A 17,046-nucleotide genomic window follows, 5' to 3' on the forward strand; every position below is an offset into this window, starting at 1 on the left:
GCCTGCGCGCCGTTTTCCATTTCAGAGTCATCATGCAGAATCTCCCCACTACCTTGCCAGCCTGGCTGGCCCTGCTCGAATCCCGCCACGCCGAGACCGTCATCAACATGGGCCTGGACCGGGTGCGCGCCGTCAAGGAACGCATGGCGCTGGCCTTCAGTTGCCCGGTCATCATGGTGGCCGGCACCAACGGCAAGGGCTCGACCTGCGCCATGCTGGAATCCATCCTGCTGCGCGCCGGCTACAAGGCCGGCCTGTACATCAAGCCGCACTTCCTGGACTTCAACGAGCGCGCCCGCGTCAATGGCGAACTGGCCAGCGACGAAGCCCTGGTTGCCAGCTTCAACGTGGTGGAAGCGGCCCGTGGCGAGACCACGCTGACCTATTTTGAATTCACCACGCTGGCCATCATGCACCTGATGTCGCAGGCCGGCCTGGACGTGGTGATACTGGAAGTGGGCCTGGGCGGCCGCCTGGACGCGGTCAATGTGGTGGACGCCGACGTCGCCATCGTCACCAGCGTGGACATCGACCACACCGACTACCTGGGCGACACCCGCGAAGCCATCGGCTTCGAGAAAGCCGGCATCTTCCGCCCCGGCAAGACGGCCATCTGCTCCGACCCGCTGCCGCCCAAGTCGCTGATCGCGCACGCCGAAGCCATAGGCGCCGACCTGTGGCTGATGGGGCGCGACTTCAACTACGCGGGCGACAAGCAGCAATGGAACTATGGCGGCCGCGGCCAGCGCCGCAACGCCCTGGCTTACCCCAGCCTGCGCGGCGCCAACCAGATACTGAACGCCTGCGCCGCCCTGGCCGCGCTGGAAGCGCTCAAGCTGGAGCTGCCGGTGGGCGCCCAGGAAGTGCGCACCGGGCTGGTGACTGTGGAGCTGCCGGGCCGCTTCCAGGTGCTGCCGGGCCGTCCGTCCGTGATCCTGGACGTGGCGCACAACCCGCACGCGGCCTCGGCCCTGAACCAGAACCTCGGCAACATGGGCTTTTACCGCTACACCTACGCCGTGTTCGGTTCCATGCACGACAAGGATATCGATGGCGTGATTGCCGCCATGTCCGAGCATGTGGACCACTGGTGTCTGACCGATTTGCCCTCGCCGCGCGCGGCCAGCGCCTCCGAACTGGCGGCCAAGGTGCAGATCGTGCAGCCGGAACGGGCCGAACGGACTATTGAAATATTTCCCGATCCGGGGCAGGCCTACGCAAATGCCCTCAGCCGTGCCGGTGAGGATGATAGAATTGTGGTCTTTGGATCTTTCATCACCGTCGCCGGCGTCATGGCGGCCCGAAAATCCTCACTTCATTGACACCGAACGACATCACGCATGGGCTTGTTCTCGAAATCCGGTAAAAACAAGCAGGACGCCAGCCAGGACAGCGGCTATTACACCAGTCCCGACGACCAGGCCTTGTCCGAGCGCGCCCGTTCCAAACGTGCATCCTCCGAGGGCAACACGCGCGGGCGCGGCAGCCGTGGCAGCCGCGAAACTGATGATCCCGTCTTGCCGGAAAAGAAACGTGCACGCCGCCGCCTGGTGGGCGCTGTCGCGCTGGCGCTGGCCGTCGCCGTCGGCCTGCCCATGATACTGGACTCCGAGCCCAAGCCGCTGGCGTCCGACATCGACATCAAGATACCGTCCAAGGACAAGCCTGCCCCGGCGGCGGCCAGCGTCGCCGCCAGCGCCGCGCTGGACAGTTCCGAGGAGATCGTCGACGATGCCAAGCTGAAGGCTGCCGCTCCCGCCGTGGCCGCCGTTGATGCGTCCAAGGCCAGGGAAGCCAGGGCCGAGCCCGAGTCCAAGGGCGAGCCCAAGGCCGTGGCCGGGGCCAAACCCGAGCCCAAACCCGAGCCCAAGCCGGAAGCCAAACCCGATCCCAAGGCCGTGGCCGACGCCCGCGCCGAAACCGAGGCGCGCCAGAAAGCCGAAGCCCGCCTGAAGGCCGAGAGTGAAGCGAAGGCGAAGCAGGAAGCGCTGGCCAAGGCCAAATCCGAGGCCGAGGCCAAGGCCCGCGCCGAGCGCCTGGACAAGGAAAAAGCCGACGCCGAACGCAAGCTGGCCGAAGCCCGCGCCGCCGCCAAGGCCAAGGAGGAGGCCAAGCCCGCCGCCGCCTCGGACGACGCCGCGCGCGCCATGGCCATACTGGAAGGCAAGCAATCGGCCAAGCCGGCGGCCGCCGACAACCAGAAATACGTGCTGCAGGTCGCGGCCCTGTCGGCGCAGGACAAGGTCGACGAGCTGCAGGCCAGATTGCGCGAGGCCGGCATCAAGTCCTATACGCAAAAAACACCGTCGGGCGACGCCACCCGCATCAAGGTCGGCCCCTTCAACAACAAGGAGGAGGCCGAGAAGGTGCGCGCCAAGCTGGGCAAGATGGGCTTGAACGGCAGGCTGGAGCCGGTCTGAGCCGGCGTGGTGCGACGTGAGCCCGTTTGACTTGACGCTGTTCGACTACCTGGTGCTGTTCGTGCTGGTCACCTCCGTCATTATCAGCACCATGCGCGGCGTGGTGCGCGAGGTGCTGTCGCTGCTGAGCTGGGTGGTGGCCTTTGTCGCCGCCAACGCCTACAGCCCGCAGCTGGCGGCCATGCTGCCGGCAGCGATACCGGGCGAGGCCATCCGCTTGATGGTGGCCTTCGTGGCCATGTTCTTCGGTGTGCGCATCTTGATGGGCCTGCTCGGCATGGCCGTGGGGGCGCTGATCGAGGCAGGCGGCCTGTCGCTGGTGGACCGCGGCCTGGGCGCTTTTTTCGGGCTGGGCAAGGGGCTTGTGATTGTGCTGGCCGCCGTCATCTTGTGCGGGATGACGTCCTTGCCCAAGCAGGCATTCTGGCGCGACGCGGTGTTGAGCCCGTTCGCGGAAAGCGGCGCCCGCGCCGTGAAACCCTGGTTACCCGCTGCGCTGGCGCAGCATGTGAATTTTTAAGCATCGTTTTTCAGCATTATTAAATCCGTAGCACCAGTTCAGGAGCACTACCATGTGTGGCATCGTCGGCGTCGTATCCCATCAACCTGTCAACCAACTGCTGTATGACGCGCTGCTGCTGCTGCAGCACCGCGGCCAGGATGCGGCGGGCATAGCGACCAATCACAGCAGCATGTTCGCCATGCACAAGGCCAATGGCCTGGTGCGCGACGTTTTCCGTACCCGTAACATGCGTACCCTGCAAGGCAACACCGGTATCGGCCACTGCCGCTATCCGACCGCCGGTTCGTCCAGCGAAGAGGAAGCGCAGCCGTTCTACGTGAACGCCCCCTACGGCATCACGCTGGCGCACAACGGCAACCTGACCAACTGGGAACAGCTCAAGGAAGAGATGTTCAAGAACGACCGCCGCCACATCAACACGGATTCCGACTCGGAAGTGCTGCTCAATGTGCTGGCGCACGAAATCCATAAGGCCACCACCGGCCTGTCGCTGACGGCCGACGCCATCTTCGAGGCGGTCACGGTGCTGAACCGCCGCGTGCGCGGCGGCTATGCGGCGGTGGCGCAGATTGCCGGCGTGGGCATGCTGGCCTTCCGCGATCCGCACGGCATCCGTCCGCTGTGCCTGGGCATCAACGAAACGGCCCAGGGCAATGAATACCTGATCGCCTCCGAATCGGTGGCGCTGGAAGGCATGGGTTTCCGCTTCGTGCGCGACATCGCGCCGGGCGAAGCGGTGTTCATCGACGCCGACAAGCAGCTGCACAGCCGCATCTGCGCCGACAATCCCTCGCTCAACCCCTGCGTGTTCGAATTCGTCTACCTGGCCCGTCCCGATTCCGTGATCGACGGCGCCTCGGTGTACAGCACCCGCTTGAAAATGGGCGAATACCTGGCCGAGAAGATCAAGCGCGAAGGCCTGGCCGACGATATCGACGTGGTGATGCCGATTCCCGATTCCTCGCGTCCGGCCGCCATCCAGCTGGCGCTCAAGCTGGGCAAGGAGTACCGCGAAGGCTTCATCAAGAACCGCTACATCGGCCGCACCTTCATCATGCCGGGCCAGGCCATGCGCAAGAAATCGGTGCGCCAGAAGCTGAACGCCATTGTCGATGAATTCAAGGGCAAGAACGTGCTGCTGGTGGACGACTCCATCGTGCGCGGCACCACCAGCCGCGAGATCGTGCAGATGGCGCGCGAATCGGGCGCCAAGAAAGTGATCTTCGCCTCGGCCGCGCCGCCGGTGCTGTACCCGAACGTGTACGGCATCGACATGCCGACCCGCGACGAACTGATCGCCCACGGCCGCAGCACCGAGGAAGTGTGCCGCGAAATCACGGCTGACGCCCTGGTGTACCAGGACCTGGACGCGCTCAAGCGCTCGATCTCGGACGTCAATCCAGCCCTGACCAAGTTCGAGGCATCCTGCTTCGACGGCGTCTACATCACCGGCGACGTGTCCAGGGATTACCTGGACAAGATCGAGCATGCGCGCCACAACCCGACCAAGGCCCCGCTGCCGGAAGACGCCGCGCGCACCCAGCTGAACCTGAACCTGGCGACATCGGAAGCCTGATGCCGCAGCCCGGTGCCCCACGGTACCGGGCTTTTTTTTCGCCTCACCGCAGCACTCGGAATCCCACATGAACGACAAGAAGAACTACGGTTTTACCACCACCATCCTGCACAACGACCGCCAGAAGGGCATAGAGCACGGCTCGCTGCACAAGCCCATCCACACCTCGGTGGCCTTCGGCTACGCCGACGCGCGCCAGCTGGCCGCCGTGTTCCAAAGCCGCGAGCCGGGCTTCCGCTACGGCCGCCAGGGCAATCCCACCATCTCCGCGCTGGAGGACAAGATCAGCAAGATGGAGCAGGGCGTGGGCAGCATCTGCTTCGCCACCGGCATGGGCGCCATCGGCGCGGTGTTCCAGGCGCTGCTGCGCGCCGGCGACCACGTGGTGTCCTCGTCCTTTTTGTTCGGCAATACCAACAGCCTGTGGCAGACCGCCATCAGCCAGGGCGTGGATGTAAGCTTCGTGGACGCCACCGACGTGGCCCAGGTGGCGGCGGCCATCACGCCGCAGACGCGGGTCGTGTTTGTCGAGACCATCGCCAACCCGCGCACCCAGGTGGCGGACTTGAAGCGCATCGGCCAGCTGTGCGCCGAACGCGGCATCCTGTACGTGGTGGACAACACCATGACCTCGCCCTATCTGTTCCGCCCCAGGGCGGTGGGCGCCGGGCTGGTGGTCAACGCCCTGACCAAGTCCATTGCCGGCCACGGCAACGCGCTGGGCGGCGCCGTCACCGACACCGGGGTGTACGACTGGACCCGCTATCCCAACATCTACGACAACTACAAGAAGGCCGCCGCGCCGCAGTGGGGCCTGGCGCAGATCCGCGCCAAGGGCTTGCGTGATTTCGGCGCCTCGCTGGCGCCGGAAGCGGCGCACCATATCGCCGTGGGCGCCGAGACGCTGGCGCTGCGCATGGAGCGCACCAGCGCCAATGCCCTGGCCCTGGCGCGCCTGCTGGAATCGGATGAGCGCGTGGCGGCCGTGTACTACCCGGGCCTGCCCTCGCACCCGCAGCACGGCATCGCCACCGAGCTGTTCCTGAGCTATGGTTCGCTGCTGAGCTTTGAGCTGAAGGAGGGCATAGACTGCTTCGACTTCCTGAACCGCCTCAAGCTGGCAATCCCGGCCTCCAACCTGGGCGACACCCGCACCCTGATCATCCCGGTGGCGCATACCATCTTCTACGAGATGGGCCCGGAACGGCGCGCCTCCATGGGCATAGCCGAATCGCTGATACGGGTCTCGGTCGGCATCGAGGATACCGAGGACTTGCTGGGCGACTTCAGCTGCGCCCTTGAAGGATGTTAAGAAAAAAAGGGATCTCCCAATCAGCCTGAACGCGCTCAAGATCGCGCTCAGCGCGGATTGAGAGCCCCTTTTTTAATGCCAAGTACGCAGCAAGCCGACCGCCAGGCCTTCCAGCGCGAACTCGTCGGCTTCCGGATCGACCTGTATCACCTTGAAGTCGGGATTCTCGGGCAGCAGCTCGACCAGGCCGCCGGTCTTGCGGTAGCGCTTGACTGTCACTTCGCTGCCGATGCGCGCCACCACGATCTGGCCATTCTTGGCGGTGTCCACCTTTTTCACGGCCAGCAGGTCGCCGTCCATGATGCCGACGTCGCGCATGGATTCGCCGCGCACCTTGAGCAGGTAGTCCGGCCTGGCCGAGAACAGGTTGGGATCGACCGCGTAGCTGGTCTCCAGGTTTTCCTGCGCCAGGATGGGCGAGCCGGCCGCCACCCGGCCGATCAGCGGCAGCGACATCATGGCGTTGGGCGGCGGCATGCGCGACGGGGCCGGCTCGGCGTGCGCGCCGAGCAGGCGGATGCCGCGCGAGGTGCCGGCCGCGATTTCGATGGCGCCCTTGCGCGCCAGCGCCTGCAGGTGCTCCTCGGCCGCGTTGGCGGACTTGAAGCCCAGCTCGTTGGCGATTTCGGCGCGGGTCGGCGGGAAGCCGGTGTTGTCGATGGCGTCCTTGATCAGGTTGAGAATTTGTTCTTGCCGTGCGGTGAGCTTGATCATGGGAGCGGGGCCCTCTGGCCTGTGGATATAAACAGTCTGTATTTTTGTACAGTGCGAGAGGGAATGCAAGGGGATTTCTTGTTTTGGACGAAATATTTTCATGCGCGCCGCCCGGCGCGCCCCGGGCGGCTGCTTGTTTTGGGGGCAAAACAGTGCTATAGTCGCGGGCTTACCTCTTCCCACACCTGTCTTGACGCCAGGGTGGGCTATTTCTTCAAGTCCTTAAGGGAGTTTACATGCGTCACTACGAAATCGTTTTTATCGTCCATCCGGACCAGAGCGAGCAAGTGCCCGCCATGATCGAACGCTACAAAGCTAGCGTCACCAGCCGCGGTGGCAACGTGCACCGCGTCGAAGACTGGGGCCGCCGCCAAATGGCTTACTCGATCCAGAAGCTGGCCAAGGCACACTACATCTGCATGAACATCGAATGCGACAACGAGACCCTGGTCGAGCTGGAAACCGCATTCAAATTCAATGATGCCGTGCTGCGTCACCTGACCGTGAAAATGAAGAAAGCGGAAACCGCTCCTTCGCCGATGATGAAGTCGGTGCAACGCGAAGATGCAGCGAAATCCCACCGCGCTGAAGCCGCCGCTGCTCCCGCAGCCGCTGCCGCTTAATTTGCTGGGAACCTGAGCTGAACCAGCTCCAGATCATCGCCTTGATCGCCGAGCGGGATACCCTGCGGTACACCCCGGCCGGCATGCCGATCGTGAACGCTGTCCTGCAGCACCGGTCGCAGCAAATCGAGGCCGGCATCGCCCGGCTCAGCGAGTTCGAAGTGTCCGCGATAGCCGCGGGCGAGATTGCGAACCGCTTCGGGCAGGCGTCTCTGGGAGGGCTGTATCAGTTCAGCGGTTTTCTGAACAAGAAAAACCGCAACAGCAAAAGCCTGGTATTTCACATCATTGATTTCAGTGCTGTCGCAGACAGCGCCCATTTAGATACAGGAGCCTAAAATGGCATTCGGTAAAAAGTTCGACAAAAACAAGCTCAAGCTGAAAGAAAAGCGCAAGCAACAAAACCCTCTGTTCAAGCGCAAGAAGTTCTGCCGCTTCACCGCCGCCGGCGTGGAACAAGTGGACTACAAAGACGTGGACACCCTGAAGGACTTCATCCAGGAAAACGGCAAGATCATGCCGGCCCGCCTGACCGGCACCAAGGCGCACTACCAGCGCCAAGTGGACACCGCCATCAAGCGCGCTCGCTACCTGGCCCTGCTGCCTTACACCGATCTGCACAACGCCTAATCCGCGCCGCAGACCATCCTGGAGAGAAACATGCAAATCATTCTGTTGGAAAAAGTTGTCAACCTGGGCAACCTGGGCGAAGTCGTTAAAGTCAAGGACGGTTACGCACGTAACTTCCTGATCCCGCAAAAGAAAGCCCGCCGCGCTACCGCCGCTGCCGTGGCTGAATTCGAAGTGAAGCGCGCCGAGCTGGAAAAAGCCGCCGCCGCCAAGCTGGCTGAAGCACAAGGCCAGGGCGAGAAACTGGCCGGCCAGACCGTGACCGTGACCCAGAAAGCCGGCGTTGACGGCCGCCTGTTCGGTTCCGTGACCAACTTCGACATCGCCGAAGCCCTGAGCAAAGTCGGTTTCGCCGTTGAAAAAGCCAACGTGCGCCTGCCGAACGGCCCGCTGAAAACCACCGGCGAACACCCGGTGAGCGTGGCCCTGCACACCGACGTGGTGGTCGACGTGACCATCGCCGTCGTGGGCGAAGCTGCCTAAGAACGGCGTCCGGCCCTGCGGGGCTGGTGTCGTGCAATACCTAAAAAAGCCGGGGAACCCCCGGCTTTTTTCATGCATTTTTCATTTATGCAACAAAATTTTTTAGCGGCACTTTTTTTGCCGCCGTAGCTAAGCAGGTATAATGCCCGCCATGAACGCCCCCTCCGATCCACAGGTAGACTCGATCCGCGTACCGCCGCATTCCATCGAGGCGGAACAGTCCGTCATCGGCGGCCTGCTGCGCGATAACGCCGCTTTCGACCGTATCGCCGACTTCATGCAGCCGGAGGATTTCTACCGCTACGACCACCGCATCATCTTCGAGCAGATGGTCAGGCTGATCAACGCTTCCAAGCCGGCCGACGTGATCACGGTGTACGAGGCGCTGGTCCAGCTGGGCAAGGCGGAGGAAGTGGGCGGCCTGGCCTACCTGAACGCGATGGCGCAAAACACGCCGTCGGCGGCCAATATCCGGCGCTACGCCGAGATCGTGCGCGACCGCGGCGTGCTGCGCCAGCTGATCACGGTGGCCGACGATATCTCGGGGCAGGCGTTCAACCCGCAGGGCAAGGAAACCAAGGAAATCCTGGACGAGGCCGAATCGCGCATCTTCGCCATTGCCGAGCAGGGCGCGCGCGGCGCGGCCGGCTGGCTGCCGGTGCAGCCGCTGCTGACCCAGGTGGTGGAACGCATCGACGAACTCTACTCGCGCGAGAACCAGTCCGAGATCACGGGCGTGCCGACCGGCTTCATCGACCTGGACCGCATGACTTCCGGCCTGCAGGGCGGCGACCTGGTGATCGTGGCCGGACGCCCGTCCATGGGCAAGACCGCGTTCTCGGTCAACATCGGCGAGAACGTGGCCATCGAAGCGGGCCTGCCGGTGGCCGTGTTCTCCATGGAGATGGGCGGCGCCCAGCTGGCCATGCGTATGCTGGGTTCGGTCGGCCAGCTGGACCAGCACCGCCTGCGTACCGGCCGCCTGATCGACGAGGACTGGCCGCGCCTGACGCACGCCATCCAGAAGATGAACGACGCCCAGATCTTCATCGACGAAACCCCGGCCCTGAACCCGATCGAGATGCGGGCCCGCGCGCGCCGCCTGGCGCGCCAGTGCGGCAAGCTGGGCCTGATCATCGTCGACTACCTGCAGCTGATGCAGGGTTCCAAGCCGGGCGACAACCGCGCCGCCGAGATCTCGGAAATCTCGCGTTCGCTCAAGGGCCTGGCCAAGGAGCTGGGCTGCCCGGTGATCGCGCTGTCGCAGCTGAACCGCTCGCTGGAGCAGCGCCCCAACAAGCGCCCCGTGATGTCGGACTTGCGCGAATCCGGCGCTATCGAGCAGGACGCGGACGTCATCATCTTCCTGTACCGCGACGAGGTCTACAACCCCGATTCGCCCGAGAAGGGCACCGCCGAGATCATCATCGGCAAGCAGCGTAACGGCCCGATCGGCGCCGTCCGCCTGACCTGGATAGGCGCATACACCAAGTTTGGCAACTACGCCGGTAACCTGGCGACTTACCAAGGCGACTAAGCGCCGGTGCGCCCGACCCGGGCGCGGCCGGCAAGCAACACGTATCGCAACACGTATCGATAAACGGAGAAAGACAATGTTCGGACGCTTGATGCCCTCTGAGGGCAAATTTTTTGACCTGTTCAACCAGCACGCCGAGTTGTGCGTCAAGGGCGCCAAGGAAATGCTGGGCCTGATGACCAACTTCGACGACCTGGAAAACCGCGTGCACGCCATCGAAGGCGTGGAAAAACAGGCCGACAAGATCACCTACGCCACGGTGGACCTGCTGCACAAGACCTTCATCACCCCCATCGACCGCGACGACATCCACAAGCTGATCACCAAGATGGACGACATCCTGGACCTGCTGGAAGATGCGGCCCAGACCGTGTCGCTGTACGACCTGCACTCGGTGACCCCGGAAGCCAAGCGCCTGGCCGAGCTGGTGCTGGCCTGCACCGAGAAGGTCAAGGAAGCGGTCGGCATGCTGCACAACATGGACAACTCGCGCCAGATCGTCGCCGTGTGCGAAGAGATCGACCGCCTGGAATCGGACGCCGACCACGTGATGCGCGCCGCCATGTCCAAGCTGTTCCGCGACGAGCCGGACGTGCGCAACCTGATCAAGATGAAAGCCATCTACGAAATCCTGGAAACGGTGACCGACCGCTGCGAAGACGTGGCCAACATCATCGAAGGCATCATCGTCGAAAACGCCTGATCGTCAGACCGACAGCGAGAATAATTTTACATGCACACTCTGACCATCAGTCTGTACGCCCTGGGGCTGCTCGTGGCCCTGGCGCTGATATTCGACTTCATGAACGGCTTCCACGATGCGGCCAACGCGATCGCCACCGTGGTTTCGACCGGCGTGCTCAAGCCGCAAACGGCGGTGGCCATGGCCGCCCTGTTCAACTTCGTCGCCATTTTCGTGTTCCACCAGCTGACCGTGGCCGCCACCGTGGGCAAGGGCACCATCGATCCGTCCGTGGTGGACCAGTACGTGATTTTCGGGGCCCTGGTGGGCGCCATCGTCTGGAACATCTTCACCTGGTACTACGGCATTCCATCCTCGTCCTCGCACGCCCTGATCGGCGGCCTGGTGGGGTCGGCCGTGGCCAAGAGCGGCACCGGCGCCCTGATCTCGGCCGGCCTGCTCAAGACCGTGCTGTTCATCGTGCTGTCGCCGCTGCTGGGCTTCATCTTCGGTTCGCTGATGATGCTGCTGGTGTCGTGGATTTTCGTGCGCTCTACGCCGCGCCGCGTGGACAAATGGTTCCGCCGCCTGCAGCTGTTCTCGGCCGCCTCCTACAGCCTGGGCCACGGCGGCAACGACGCCCAGAAAACCATAGGCATCATCTGGATGCTGCTGATCGCGGCCGGCTATTCCAGCGCCACCGACACCATGCCGCCGCTGTGGGTGATCATCTCCTGCTACACGGCGATCTCGTTCGGCACCCTGTTCGGCGGCTGGCGCATCGTGAAAACCATGGGCCAGAAGATCACCAAGCTCAAACCCGTGGGCGGCTTCTGCGCCGAGACCGGCGGCGCCATCACGCTGTTCACGGCCACCGCGCTGGGCGTGCCGGTATCGACCACCCACACCATCACCGGCGCCATCGTCGGCGTCGGCTCGGCCCAGAAGATGTCGGCCGTGCGCTGGGGTGTCGCGGGCAATATCGTGTGGGCCTGGATCTTCACCATCCCGGCGTCCGCCTTCGTGGCGGCCATCGCCTGGTGGATAGGGCATCACATCATGTAAGCAACAAGGGAGCCGCGGCTCCCTTTTTAATTTCCAGCTAAGCGAGTGTAAGCCGGGTCTTACAGTGACGCCCGCCCGTCGCCGATGGGCAAGCTTCGGTGTGCATCCCATAATGTGGCCTGATATTAAAGAAAGCCGCATCATGAGAATCATAGATCACCGCTACCTGCAAGAACACAACCGCTACGCCAACAAACCCTGCCTGCTGGCCATCCTGGAACTGGATGCCGACCGCGAGCTCTGCGCCGAACAGCGCGCCGCCTTCGAAGCGCGCCTGCATGCGGCGCTGCCGGGCCTGGAGCGCCAGCGCGTGCTGGTCAATACGCTGGGCGAGGATGAGATTCCCTACCTGGCCGGCGTGGTCCAGCAAGCCGCCATGGAACTGCAGCGCCTGGCCAGCCGTGAGCAGATGGTGGGCTTCATCGGCGTGCTGCCGCGCAGCGAGGGCCGCTACCGCCTGGTGCTGCCGTTCAGTTCCGCCATCCTGGCCGGCGCCGCGCTGTCGCTGGCGACCCAACTGGTGGACGCCTTGCTGCAGGGCCGCGAATTTGCGCTGGAGGCCGGCCTGGCCCAGCTGCGCATGCTGGCCGAGCGCCGCACGGAGCCGGCCGATCCCTACGAACAGCCGGCCGTGTCGCGGCGCCGCATCTCGCGCCGCCACAATATCGACCGCAGCGTGCCGCACGGCCGCCGCCGTCCGGCGCCGGGCCAGCCGCCCGCCGGTCCTTACCTGGCCATGCTGTCCAGCTCCACCCGCCACTTGCTGGCGGCCTAGAGTCCGCGCCATCGCCGCAGCTAGCCCAGCCTGACTTCCATGCCCTCGTAGGCCAGCACCACTTTCAGGCCGCCCAGGCGGTCCGCATAGCGCGCCATCACATCCGCAAACGCGGCTTCCAGCTCGTCGTCGCTGCGGGTCGGTTCGTGGTGGGTGCAGTACAGGGCCTTGGCGCCCGTGCGTAGCGCCATCTCGAAGGCGGAATCGAAGGTGCCGTGGCCCCAGCCTATCTTGGACGGGTATTCTTCGCGGGTGTAGGAGCAGTCGACGATCAGGGCGTCCACGCCGCGCGCCATGTTGTCGATGGCGTCGCGCTCGGCCCGTATCCATTCCTCGCAAGCCTGGTATTCGGGATGGCCGGGAGCGTGCGGGTTGTAGTGCGGTTCGTGGTCGCCGGTGAAGAACAGGGACTTGCCGTTGCAGTCGATGCGGTAGCCCAGGTCGATCACGGGATGGCTCATCACCACGTTGCGCACCACGGCGTCGCCGACTTCCAGGCTTTCGCCCACGGCCACGGTGCGGTATTCGATGGTGGCGGCCATCTGGGTTTCGCTGACGGGGAAATAACTGTTTTGCAACTGCACGCCCATCACGTGCTCGATGCCGTGGCCGGTGTCGGGATCGGTCACGCCATGCAGGCGCACCCGGCTGCCGCGCATGAACAGCGGGCTGAAAAAGGGCAGGCCGTGGATGTGGTCCCAATGGCTATGGGTGATGAAGATATTCGCTTCAATCGGGCGCACCGGCGACTGCACCAGCGACTGTGCCAGCGAAAAGATGCCGGTGCCGCCGTCGAGCACGATAAGGGTGTTGTCGTCCGTGCGGACTTCGATGCAGGTGGTATTGCCGCCGTAGCGCGCGGTGCGCGGGCCGGGCGACGGGATGGAACCGCGCACTCCCCAAAAAATGAATTTCATGCTCTCGCCTCGGTGTTTGCCATACTGAGGGTGTTTATTGTCGGTATCGCCAGATCATAGCTGCTTTTATCGCCCCCGGGTGGCCAAGTCAGGCAAATACTGACGCCGCTCAGGCCCGGAAAAAAGCTTGACCTTCCCATCATGGGAGGGTTGATGCTACGCTGGTCATGATAGCCAGCCGGATACCGCCATGAGCCAGAATACCGTTACCCATCCCTCCAACACCCTGTCGGTCAAGATCGCCGGCATGACCTGCGCCTCCTGCGTGCGGCGGGTCGAGCGCGTGCTGGCCAGGGTCCCGGGCGTGGAACAGGTCAGCGTCAACCTGGCTACCGAGCAGGCCAGGCTGGAGTCGTCCGGGCCGCTGGATTTCGCGGCCGTCGCGCAGGCGGTGGAGAAGGCGGGTTACCAGGCCAGCCTGCCAGCCCCGCCTGAGGCCAGGCCGGATGCCGAAGCTGCCGGCAGCGGCGGGAAGGCGGTGCTGCTGGCCGCGCTGCTGTCGCTGCCGCTGCTGGCGCCCATGCTGCTGGAGCTGGCCGGCGTGCACTGGATGCTGGACGGCTGGCTGCAGCTGCTGCTGGCGACGCCGGTGCAGTTCTGGCTGGGAGCGCGGTTCTACCGGGCCGGCTGGAAGGCTGCGCTGGACCTCAGCGGCAATATGGACCTGCTGGTGGCGCTGGGCACCAGCGCCGCCTATGGCCTGAGCCTGTGGCAGCTGCTGGCGCGGGGCGGGGCCATGCCGCACCTGTACTTCGAGGCGTCGGCGGTGGTCATCACCCTGGTCCTGCTGGGCAAGTGGCTGGAGGCGCGCGCCAAGCGCCAGACCGCGTCCGCCATTCGCGCCCTGCAGGCGCTGCGGCCGGACACGGCCCGGGTGCGCCGCGCCGGGCTGGATGTGGATGTGGCGCTGGCCCAGGTGCGCGTGGGCGAGCTGGTGGTGGTGCGGCCCGGCGAGCGCATCGCCACCGATGGCGTGATCGAGGAGGGCGCCAGCCATGTGGATGAATCGCTGATCACCGGCGAGAGCCTGCCGGTGGCGCGCCAGCCCGGCGGCAGGGTGACGGGCGGCGCCATCAACGGCGAAGGGCAGCTGCTGGTACGGGTGAGTGCGGTCGGCGCCGAAAGCACGCTGGCGCGCATCATCCGCCTGGTGGAGGATGCGCAGGCGGCCAAGGCGCCGGTGCAGCAGCTGGTGGACAAGGTCAGCGCCGTGTTCGTACCGGTGGTGCTGGTGCTGGCGCTGCTGACCCTGGGCGGCTGGTGGCTGGTGTCCGGCGACGCCGAGCGCGCCATCATCAATGCGGTGGCGGTGCTGGTGATCGCCTGCCCGTGCGCACTGGGGCTGGCGACGCCGGCCGCCATCATGGCCGGCACCGGGGTGGCGGCGCGCCACGGGATATTGATCAAGGACGCGGAGGCGCTGGAACTGGCGCACCGCGTCACCACCGTGGTGTTCGACAAGACCGGCACGCTGACCGAGGGCAAGCCCTCGCTGGCCGCGCTGGTCCCGGCCGGAATCGGCGAGCAGCGCCTGCTGCAGCTGGCCGCCGCCATCCAGCGCGGCAGTGAACACGCGCTGGCGCGCGCGGTGCTGGAAGCCGCAACGCGCGCGGCGCCATCCGCCGCTGAGGGCACGCCTGTTGCGCCTGCGGCTCAAGACGCGGCGCCCGTTGCCAGTGAGGTGAAGGCGCTGCCGGGGCGGGGCGTGGGTGCGCTGGTGGACGGGCGGCGCCTGGTCCTGGGCAGCACGCGCCTGATGGCGGAGCAGGGCGTGGATACGGCGCCGCTGTCGGCCCGCGCCGCCGAGCTGGAAGCGCAGGGCCTGACCATCTCCTGGCTGGCGGCCGAGCAGCCGCCGCAGCTTCTGGGCCTGCTGGCCTTCGGCGACCGCCTCAAGCCGCAGGCGCGGGCCGCCGTGCAGGCCCTGCGCACGCGGCACATCCGCACCGTGCTGCTGACCGGTGACAACGCCGGCAGCGCCGCCGCCGTGGGCGCCGCGCTCGGCATGGACCAGGTGGTGGCCAACATGCTCCCCGCTGACAAGGCCGCCCGCGTGGCCGCGCTCAGGCAGGACGGCGAGCGCGTCGCCATGGTGGGCGACGGCATCAACGACGCGCCCGCGCTGGCCGCCGCCGATGTCGGCGTCGCCATGTCCAGCGGCACCGACGTCGCCATGCATGCGGCCGGCATTACCCTGATGCGCGGCGATCCGGCCCTGGTGGCGGCCGCCATCGATATCTCGCGCCGCAGCTACGCCAAGATACGCCAGAACCTGTTCTGGGCCTTCATCTACAACCTGGTGGGCATCCCGCTGGCGGCCCTCGGCCTGCTCAATCCCATGGTGGCCGGCGCCGCCATGGCGCTCAGTTCCGTCAGCGTGATCAGCAATGCCCTGCTGCTGCGCCGCTGGCGTCCCGCCACCGGCAAGGAGGACAGATGAACATCGGACAAGCCGCCACCGCATCCGGCGTCTCCGCCAAGATGATACGTTACTACGAGAGCATCCAGCTGATCCCGCCCGGACGGCGCAGCGAGGCCGGCTACCGCCTGTACGGCGAAAACGAGCTGCACACGCTGCGCTTCGTCAAGCGCGCCCGCAGCCTGGGCTTCTCGCTGGAGCAGATCCGCAACCTGCTGTCGCTGTGGCAGGACCAGGAGCGCGCCAGTGCCGACGTCAAGGGCATCGCGCTGCAGCACGTCGAAGAACTCAACCAGCGCATCGCCGAACTGACCGAGATGCGCGACACCCTGCAAGCCCTGGCCCATTGCTGCCACGGCGACGGCCGCCCCGACTGCCCCATCCTCCAAAGCCTGGCCGAATCCCCGCCGGATCACGATAAGCACGTATAATGGCGCCCGTTTGGTGCCCGCGCATCCGCCCGGATGCGCAGTTAAACGGGAAGCAGGAAGCCGACTAGGCCAACCTGCGCTGCCCCCGCAACGGTAAGCAAGCGTCGCCCCGCGACTAGCCGGTTCGTTACACCACTGTGCGCAAGCATGGGAAGGTCAACCGGTTCGACTTGCCAGCCCGGATACCGGCCAGACAGGTGGAAGCGCCCGCGCTTCCGATCAGCCAGCTCACGGGGAGGTGAGCCGGGTTGCTACTGCTGGACCTCACTCAATGACGAAATCTTGCGCCTGCCGGCTTTGCCGTGAGGCGGCCGTGCCTGGCGCACGCGCCGCTTGCCTGCGCGCGTCCTTCACTTCCGGGATCATTCCATGCTGAACCTCACCGCCGACGCGGCCGTGCGCTCGATCGAGACGCTGCTGTATTCCATCTCCACCATCCTGTACCTGCCGGTCCTGCTGGGCATCGCGCTGCTGGTGCTGCACATGCTGGTCTGCCTCGGCATCTTCGGCGCCGAGGCGCTGGAGCGCTGGCGCGGCGTGCGCGTGCTGGTGGCCGCCGCGCGCAAGGACATGCACAACGCGCTGGCCGAACAGGACGGCCAGCCCGGCCTGGACGCACGCCTGGAGCGCGTGGTGCAGCACGCCGACAGCGCCGGCATGCGCCGCCTGGACAAGGTGCGCTTCGTGGTGCGTGTCGGCCCGGCGCTGGGCCTGATGGGCACCCTGATCCCGATGGGCATCTCTCTGGCCGGCCTGGCCCAGGGCAACCTGCCCAGGATGGCCGAGAGCATGACCACCGCCTTCACCGCCACCGTGGTCGGCCTGGCCTGCAGCGTGTGCGCGTATGTGCTGGCGCTGGTGCGCGAACACTGGCTGCGCAGCGACCTGACCGAGATCGCCTACGCCGCCGAAACCCTGCTGGCCTCGAAAGGATAAGGG

18 protein-coding genes and 1 riboswitch are annotated in these 17,046 nt (G+C 65.4%); of the genes, 16 read left to right on the forward strand and 2 right to left on the reverse strand.

The window, feature by feature from the left end; genetic code table 11:
- The first annotated feature begins 32 nt into the window (after positions 1-32).
- From folC to ACLB1G_RS15420, 5 genes are all read left to right on the forward strand, one after another.
- A complete protein-coding gene (gene folC, locus ACLB1G_RS15400; RefSeq protein ID WP_491628101.1) occupies positions 33-1,322 on the forward strand; it encodes a bifunctional tetrahydrofolate synthase/dihydrofolate synthase in 1,290 nt (429 codons plus the stop codon).
- A gap of 18 nt (positions 1,323-1,340) precedes the next feature.
- On the forward strand, positions 1,341-2,420 hold the full coding sequence (locus tag ACLB1G_RS15405; RefSeq protein ID WP_491628102.1) for an SPOR domain-containing protein: 1,080 nt from the start codon (positions 1,341-1,343) through the stop codon (positions 2,418-2,420).
- A 31-nt stretch (positions 2,421-2,451) separates the two neighbouring features.
- The gene (locus tag ACLB1G_RS15410) at positions 2,452-2,940 is read left to right on the forward strand and encodes a CvpA family protein (protein WP_491628227.1); all 489 of its coding nucleotides are present in this window, start codon (positions 2,452-2,454) and stop codon (positions 2,938-2,940) included.
- Positions 2,941-2,992: 52 nt separating this feature from the next.
- Positions 2,993-4,519 (forward strand): amidophosphoribosyltransferase, encoded by a 1,527-nt coding sequence (gene purF, locus ACLB1G_RS15415; RefSeq protein WP_491628103.1) that lies wholly within the window; start codon positions 2,993-2,995, stop codon positions 4,517-4,519.
- Positions 4,520-4,586: 67 nt separating this feature from the next.
- Positions 4,587-5,831 carry a cystathionine gamma-synthase family protein gene (locus tag ACLB1G_RS15420; RefSeq protein WP_491628104.1) on the forward strand — a complete coding sequence of 415 codons (1,245 nt, stop codon included), beginning with the start codon at positions 4,587-4,589 and terminating at the stop codon, positions 5,829-5,831.
- A gap of 72 nt (positions 5,832-5,903) precedes the next feature.
- On the opposite strand, the gene lexA is transcribed toward ACLB1G_RS15420, so the two are convergent.
- Entirely contained in the window at positions 5,904-6,545 is a 642-nt protein-coding gene (gene lexA / locus ACLB1G_RS15425; protein WP_491628105.1) for a transcriptional repressor LexA, read from the reverse strand.
- A gap of 236 nt (positions 6,546-6,781) precedes the next feature.
- Here lexA and rpsF point away from each other — a divergent pair, with 236 nt between their 5' ends.
- The 8 genes from rpsF to ACLB1G_RS15465 all read left to right on the forward strand — a co-directional run bounded on the left by rpsF (position 6,782) and on the right by ACLB1G_RS15465 (position 12,340).
- Complete coding sequence (rpsF, locus tag ACLB1G_RS15430) at positions 6,782-7,168, forward strand: 30S ribosomal protein S6 (RefSeq protein WP_491628106.1); 387 nt, start codon at positions 6,782-6,784, stop codon at positions 7,166-7,168.
- A gap of 17 nt (positions 7,169-7,185) precedes the next feature.
- Positions 7,186-7,506 carry a primosomal replication protein N gene (gene priB / locus ACLB1G_RS15435; protein ID WP_491628228.1) on the forward strand — a complete coding sequence of 107 codons (321 nt, stop codon included), beginning with the start codon at positions 7,186-7,188 and terminating at the stop codon, positions 7,504-7,506.
- 1 nt (position 7,507) lies between these two features.
- A complete protein-coding gene (rpsR, locus tag ACLB1G_RS15440; protein ID WP_072781043.1) occupies positions 7,508-7,798 on the forward strand; it encodes a 30S ribosomal protein S18 in 291 nt (96 codons plus the stop codon).
- A 30-nt stretch (positions 7,799-7,828) separates the two neighbouring features.
- A complete protein-coding gene (gene rplI / locus ACLB1G_RS15445) occupies positions 7,829-8,281 on the forward strand; it encodes a 50S ribosomal protein L9 (protein WP_491628107.1) in 453 nt (150 codons plus the stop codon).
- 151 nt (positions 8,282-8,432) lie between these two features.
- Complete coding sequence (locus ACLB1G_RS15450; protein WP_491628108.1) at positions 8,433-9,818, forward strand: replicative DNA helicase; 1,386 nt, start codon at positions 8,433-8,435, stop codon at positions 9,816-9,818.
- Between the two features lie 76 nt (positions 9,819-9,894).
- The gene (locus ACLB1G_RS15455) at positions 9,895-10,521 is read left to right on the forward strand and encodes a DUF47 domain-containing protein (RefSeq protein ID WP_491628109.1); all 627 of its coding nucleotides are present in this window, start codon (positions 9,895-9,897) and stop codon (positions 10,519-10,521) included.
- 30 nt (positions 10,522-10,551) lie between these two features.
- Positions 10,552-11,565, forward strand: coding sequence for an inorganic phosphate transporter (locus tag ACLB1G_RS15460; RefSeq protein ID WP_491628110.1), 1,014 nt, complete (start codon positions 10,552-10,554; stop codon positions 11,563-11,565).
- A 142-nt stretch (positions 11,566-11,707) separates the two neighbouring features.
- On the forward strand, positions 11,708-12,340 hold the full coding sequence (locus ACLB1G_RS15465; RefSeq protein WP_491628111.1) for a hypothetical protein: 633 nt from the start codon (positions 11,708-11,710) through the stop codon (positions 12,338-12,340).
- A 20-nt stretch (positions 12,341-12,360) separates the two neighbouring features.
- Here the strand turns inward: ACLB1G_RS15465 and ACLB1G_RS15470 are convergent, their stop codons facing one another.
- Positions 12,361-13,257, reverse strand: coding sequence for an MBL fold metallo-hydrolase (locus ACLB1G_RS15470; protein WP_491628112.1), 897 nt, complete (start codon positions 13,255-13,257; stop codon positions 12,361-12,363).
- A 190-nt stretch (positions 13,258-13,447) separates the two neighbouring features.
- Between ACLB1G_RS15470 and ACLB1G_RS15475 the strand changes: the two genes are divergently transcribed.
- The 3 genes from ACLB1G_RS15475 (at position 13,448) to ACLB1G_RS15485 (ending at position 17,043) form a co-directional block, all read left to right on the forward strand.
- Positions 13,448-15,697, forward strand: a complete 2,250-nt coding sequence (locus tag ACLB1G_RS15475) for a heavy metal translocating P-type ATPase (protein ID WP_491628113.1) — start codon at positions 13,448-13,450, stop codon at positions 15,695-15,697.
- Positions 15,694-16,107 (forward strand): Cu(I)-responsive transcriptional regulator, encoded by a 414-nt coding sequence (gene cueR, locus ACLB1G_RS15480; protein ID WP_491628114.1) that lies wholly within the window; start codon positions 15,694-15,696, stop codon positions 16,105-16,107. The genes ACLB1G_RS15475 and cueR overlap by 4 nt, the downstream gene beginning before the upstream one ends.
- Positions 16,102-16,315: riboswitch (cobalamin riboswitch) on the forward strand. It overlaps the preceding gene by 6 nt.
- A 161-nt stretch (positions 16,316-16,476) precedes the next feature.
- Complete coding sequence (locus tag ACLB1G_RS15485; RefSeq protein ID WP_491628115.1) at positions 16,477-17,043, forward strand: MotA/TolQ/ExbB proton channel family protein; 567 nt, start codon at positions 16,477-16,479, stop codon at positions 17,041-17,043.
- Positions 17,044-17,046 lie beyond the last annotated feature (3 nt).

It is taken from the genome of Duganella kummerowiae, from assembly GCF_053572355.1.